This window comes from Pontibacterium sp. (genome assembly GCF_041587635.1).
In the GTDB taxonomy this organism is placed as follows: Bacteria; Pseudomonadota; Gammaproteobacteria; order Pseudomonadales; family Balneatricaceae; genus Pontibacterium.
The window spans coordinates 1-4,265 of the sequence record NZ_JBFGYC010000361.1; the positions used below are offsets into that span (position 1 = coordinate 1).

The 4,265-nt window shown below is 52.0% G+C and carries 10 protein-coding genes; 2 read left to right on the top strand and 8 right to left on the bottom strand.

Going from position 1 to position 4,265, the window contains the following annotated elements; all coding sequences use genetic code 11:
• Window positions 1-232 (top strand): transporter associated domain-containing protein (locus ABYW01_RS15435; protein ID WP_372834321.1); only part of this gene is annotated, 232 nt, incomplete at its 5' end.
• Between the two features lie 81 nt (window positions 233-313).
• Here the strand turns inward: ABYW01_RS15435 and ABYW01_RS15440 are convergent.
• Genes ABYW01_RS15440 through ABYW01_RS15455 form a run of 4 tightly spaced genes read right to left on the bottom strand, consistent with a single transcriptional unit; the run spans window position 314 to window position 1,951 of the window.
• Window positions 314-619: an MTH1187 family thiamine-binding protein gene (locus tag ABYW01_RS15440; protein WP_372834324.1), complete on the bottom strand. Its 306-nt coding sequence runs from the start codon at window positions 617-619 to the stop codon at window positions 314-316.
• A gap of 45 nt (window positions 620-664) precedes the next feature.
• Window positions 665-850: a DUF1289 domain-containing protein gene (locus ABYW01_RS15445; RefSeq protein ID WP_372834325.1), complete on the bottom strand. Its 186-nt coding sequence runs from the start codon at window positions 848-850 to the stop codon at window positions 665-667.
• Complete coding sequence (locus ABYW01_RS15450) at window positions 850-1,377, bottom strand: gamma carbonic anhydrase family protein (protein WP_372834327.1); 528 nt, start codon at window positions 1,375-1,377, stop codon at window positions 850-852. Before ABYW01_RS15450 ends, ABYW01_RS15445 begins: the two co-directional genes overlap by 1 nt.
• Before the next feature lie 10 nt (window positions 1,378-1,387).
• The gene (locus tag ABYW01_RS15455) at window positions 1,388-1,951 is read right to left on the bottom strand and encodes a CoA pyrophosphatase (RefSeq protein WP_372834330.1); all 564 of its coding nucleotides are present in this window, start codon (window positions 1,949-1,951) and stop codon (window positions 1,388-1,390) included.
• A gap of 119 nt (window positions 1,952-2,070) precedes the next feature.
• Here ABYW01_RS15455 and ABYW01_RS15460 point away from each other — a divergent pair, with 119 nt between their 5' ends.
• On the top strand, window positions 2,071-2,652 hold the full coding sequence (locus ABYW01_RS15460) for an NUDIX hydrolase (RefSeq protein WP_372834331.1): 582 nt from the start codon (window positions 2,071-2,073) through the stop codon (window positions 2,650-2,652).
• A 1-nt stretch (window position 2,653) separates the two neighbouring features.
• Here the strand turns inward: ABYW01_RS15460 and ABYW01_RS15465 are convergent, their stop codons facing one another.
• From ABYW01_RS15465 to ABYW01_RS15480, 4 genes are all read right to left on the bottom strand, one after another.
• Window positions 2,654-2,965: an NGG1p interacting factor NIF3 gene (locus ABYW01_RS15465; RefSeq protein WP_372834333.1), complete on the bottom strand. Its 312-nt coding sequence runs from the start codon at window positions 2,963-2,965 to the stop codon at window positions 2,654-2,656.
• 74 nt (window positions 2,966-3,039) lie between these two features.
• A complete protein-coding gene (locus tag ABYW01_RS15470) occupies window positions 3,040-3,495 on the bottom strand; it encodes a hypothetical protein (RefSeq protein WP_372834335.1) in 456 nt (151 codons plus the stop codon).
• A gap of 54 nt (window positions 3,496-3,549) precedes the next feature.
• Window positions 3,550-4,005: a hydrogenase maturation protease gene (locus ABYW01_RS15475; protein ID WP_372834338.1), complete on the bottom strand. Its 456-nt coding sequence runs from the start codon at window positions 4,003-4,005 to the stop codon at window positions 3,550-3,552.
• Window positions 4,002-4,265, bottom strand: a 264-nt coding sequence (locus tag ABYW01_RS15480; protein WP_372834341.1) for a nickel-dependent hydrogenase large subunit, incomplete at its 5' end; no start/stop codon positions are given. The genes ABYW01_RS15480 and ABYW01_RS15475, both read right to left, overlap by 4 nt.

The window sequence follows — 4,265 nt, forward strand, 5'->3', positions numbered from 1 at the left end:
CGACGGATCAGCTTACATTCGCGATGTGAACAAGGCGCTGGAATGGGATCTGCCTACCGATGGCCCTAAAACCATCAATGGACTGGTTACAGAGACGCTGGAATCGATCCCCGATGCCAACATCTGTATGCGACTGGGACGCTACCAGCTGGAAACGCTGCAGATCAGCGACAATCTCATCAAGACTATTCGTGTCAGTTGTAACGGCACCAAAGACCCAGACGACGAATAGCACCGCTTAAATAAAAAAGGCCTCGCGATCGCGGGGCCTTTTTTTCTCTGCTCGTCGAAGACCGAACACACACCACGCGCTTCAATCTATCGCAAGCTTGAGTTCAACACTTTCAATCTTGTCATTCATCGTTTGCGAACGATCTGTCCGGGTGCCCACCCGCATTGAGGTGGATACTCTTGGCGCGCCCATCTCATGCACAACTTCGTGGCAACGTTTGACCGCCGCAAACACCTCATCCCATTCGCCTTCGATATTGGTTCCGTAGGCATGCATCTGATGTTCGAGTCCTGCATCGTTCAACACCCGCTGACACGCAGCCACGTATTCAGACACGGAAACCCCAACACCCAACGGAATCACACAAAGATCAATCATCACCTTCACGGATTTATCTCCTCAGATACCTGTTTTGCAATATAACCCGGGATATCAGCAGATATCCCCCTGCTCACGGCGTGCTACTTTCTGCAGCACCTCTCGCTTCTGTGCATCGGTCATCACACCCCATTCACCAATTTCTATTCCGTGGCGGTGACAGGCAATACAGATGTCATTTTCATCCAGTGCACAGACACCCACACAAGGACTGCGCACCGGTTTTTTTATATCACTCATCAAACTTCCTGCGGTTTAAAGTCTTTCAGGAAGCGACGCATATTGTCCACATAATGCTCAGAGTTGGCTTCCAGAGCTTTCAGTTGCTCATCATTGAGCAAACGCTTAATTTTTGCAGGCGAACCCACGACCAGCGAGTAATCCGGAATCTCCATGCCTTCGGGAACCAGCGCATTCGCACCGATCAGACAACCTTTCCCCACTTTCGCACCGTTCAATACCACCGCGCCAATCCCTACCAGCGAGCAATCACCGATCGTGCAACCGTGTAACATCGCCTGATGGCCGACCGTCACATTGGCACCGATCTCCAGCGTAAACCCCGGATCAGTATGCAACACAGCACCGTCCTGGATATTCGTGCCTTCACGGATGATGATCGGATCGTTATCGCCCCGGATCACCACGTTAAACCAGACACTCGTGCGATCATGTAACTCCACGTTACCAATCACGGTGGCATTCTCGGCGATGAAGTGTTCTTCACCGATCAGTCGGACCTGCTGCCCTTCCAGCGTATATAACATTCATTCACTCCTATCGGTGTTCCGGCCGTGGTTTCATCGGAATCTGTGCATCAAACCCAACATTGAGCAGCTCTGCCAACATATACGCGGTTAACCCCCATATAAGATACCCTTCAAACTCCCACGCGGGCACATAATGGGTAACGTCGGTTAAACGTATAGCGTCCGTACGTCGACGCGGGTCACTCATCAGGTAAGTCAGAGGCACGCGGAAGATGGCGTCCAGCTCATCCGGGTTGGCTTTCAAACTGACATCATGGGGCACAATACCGACCCAGGGCGTCACCTGCAGTCGGTTTTTGGACATCACTTGTCCCAGCGGTGCGATAACATCCACCTGTTCAGGGTTTAAACCGACCTCCTCTTCCGCTTCTCTTAAGGCGGTATATAACAGATCAGGATCTGTCAGGTCGTGTTTGCCACCGGGAAAAGCAACCTCTCCACTATGACTGGACAGGTGTACTGAACGTTGCGTCAGAATGACTTCCGGTTCGCTCGGATGGTCCGTCAGCGCAATCAATACACTGGCTTTCGGCTGATCCGACGAAAAGCGTCGCGGCGTATAGCTGGTCAATCGGTCTCTAAGATTTTGTAACATAATCCAATGGACACAAGGGGTTTCCGTTCATGATAACCTTGTCCCTGTGCCTCTGCCCACCTTAAAATAGAAAGCACTTCTTTAAAGGATAGATGATGAATTTCTGTAGCCACTGCGGGAACAGCGTACATATTGCCATTCCGGAAGGTGACAACCGTCCACGTCATATCTGTGACGGCTGCGGCACCATTCACTATCAGAACCCGCGTATTATTGCAGGGTGTTTACCGGTATACGAAGATAAGGTACTGCTGTGTCGGCGCGCTATTGAACCCCGACTGGGTTACTGGACGCTGCCCGCCGGGTTTATGGAAAATGGCGAATCGACCGAACAGGCCGCTCTGCGCGAAACCTATGAAGAGGCCTTTGCCGAGGTTGAACTCGAAAGCCTCTACACGGTGACCTCCATTCTGCATGTGAATCAGGTACAGATGTTTTATCTGGCCCGCATGGATAAACCGGAATACGCTATCAGCTCCGAGTCGCTCGAAGTGGAACTATTTAGCGAAGACGATATCCCTTGGGATGACCTGGCCTTTCAGACGATCCGTAATGCATTGAAGCTATATTTCGAAGATCGGAAAGCGGGCCTATATCCTCTAAGACACATCTCACTAGATGCCAGTGATACCCAGAAATTCCGCACTGATTGCCACCACAACAGCGCCGCTGACTGATTCAGATATCCGCCAGTTGCCACACATCGTATGCCACCTCTTCATAGGGGTGGGCGCGCTTTAAAGTCTCAACGGCCAAGCGGATAAGCTGATCGCTGCAGACCATCTCCACCTTCCACTCAGGTAAGCGTTCGACAGTATCCAGTGCACCAATATGTGGATCACTGCCCGCCAATGGACGAAACTGCCCTTCACCTAAGGTTTGCCAGCAGCAGCTATCGTAGTTGCCGATCTTACCCACACCCACATCAAATAGCGCCTGTTTCACCGTTTCAAGCTGCTCCTGCGGCACAAAAAAACTAAGCTTATACACTCACGATTCCCCTTATCCAAACGCCTGAATCACCCGTATCGTTCTATAGCCCCGACATATCACTCTGCAGCATTTCAGCGCCACTGGCGATGCTCGCGTGCCCCCGGATGATACCTGTTACGATCATAGCCGCGATTGTGATGCCGTTTCCAGCGGTGTGGATAACTCCGGTGAGGACGGTAGTGATTTCGAAAATGCGGCCGGTAATGCGGGCGATAGTGATGCCTGTTATAACGCTTGTAGTGATGACGGTAGCGGTAGTGAGAAGGATAACTGTAGCCATAGCCCGGACCGCCAAAGTAGAGATCTATCCGTCCATGTCGCCCGATAGGGGCGTGAATACCAAAATCGAGATAGATGCGTGCAAGCGGATCGATGGTAGCAGAGTCCTGATCATCAGCGCCCCAGGGGGATGCCTGAACAGGGATGGGAATATCTTGCTGAACCTCCTGTCCGGGATACCCCAGACTGGCTTCAACATCCGTGCTTAGGATCAGCGCAGACAGGCCCAAAACGAGTAACGTTTTCATGGGACACCTCTTAGCCGAATCTGTCTTACCTTGTCAGTTATACCGCGCTAAGTCTTAATCAGAGGTGAACAGATCCCGGATATCGGCCGCCAGTGTTTCTGCGCTGAGCTGTACGGGTGGTGACAGCGGCTGATCTGATTCCAGGTGGGCAAGCTGGACCAGAAATACATGGATGGGCGGCAATGTAATCTGGCATGCGTCAGCCAGCTGAAGTGTTTCAATTAACCCGATACCATGTGAGGTGATACTGGCCAGACGAGGCTCCCTCAGCAGCTGTACAGCATCCAATTGATGTAATGTACCGGGCACTTCCCCCATGTCTGCCGCATCAATGACCCAGATGTGATCTGCATCCTGCAGATAGGACAATAGTGCCGCACCCGGCCTGTCCAACACCACCAGCTCTACTGACTCAGGCACAGTCTGCCGTTGCAGCAAGTCAACCACGACCCAACCAAAGGTATCGTCTCCATGAGGCGAGCCAAGCCCAATGATCCGTACGTTCTTCAAGAACGCACCGTCGTCAGCTTCAAAAAGTGGGTGGCACAGGAGATACAAGGATCGTAGTTACGCACGACTTTTTCGCAGTGCAAACGCAATTCATCTTCACTGCGATCCAGACCAAACAGTTGCAGCGATTGATGCAGGTCTTCCTCAATCCGCGCCTGATTTTGACTGGTGGGCGGAACAATCTTGGCAGCTCGGACAATACCCGATTCATCCAGCTGATAGCGGTGCCAAAGCAAGCCTCTGGGTGCCTCACTCCAACC

What these genes read in the sequence shown, in the direction of transcription:
- ABYW01_RS15445 (WP_372834325.1), bottom strand. Translation starts at nt 850, where the DNA reads ATGAGTGATATAAAAAAACCGGTGCGCAGTCCTTGTGTGGGTGTCTGT.
- ABYW01_RS15450 (WP_372834327.1), bottom strand. Translation starts at nt 1,377, where the DNA reads ATGTTATATACGCTGGAAGGGCAGCAGGTCCGACTGATCGGTGAAGAA.
- ABYW01_RS15460 (WP_372834331.1), top strand. Translation starts at nt 2,071, where the DNA reads ATGAATTTCTGTAGCCACTGCGGGAACAGCGTACATATTGCCATTCCG.
- ABYW01_RS15470 (WP_372834335.1), bottom strand. Translation starts at nt 3,495, where the DNA reads ATGAAAACGTTACTCGTTTTGGGCCTGTCTGCGCTGATCCTAAGCACG.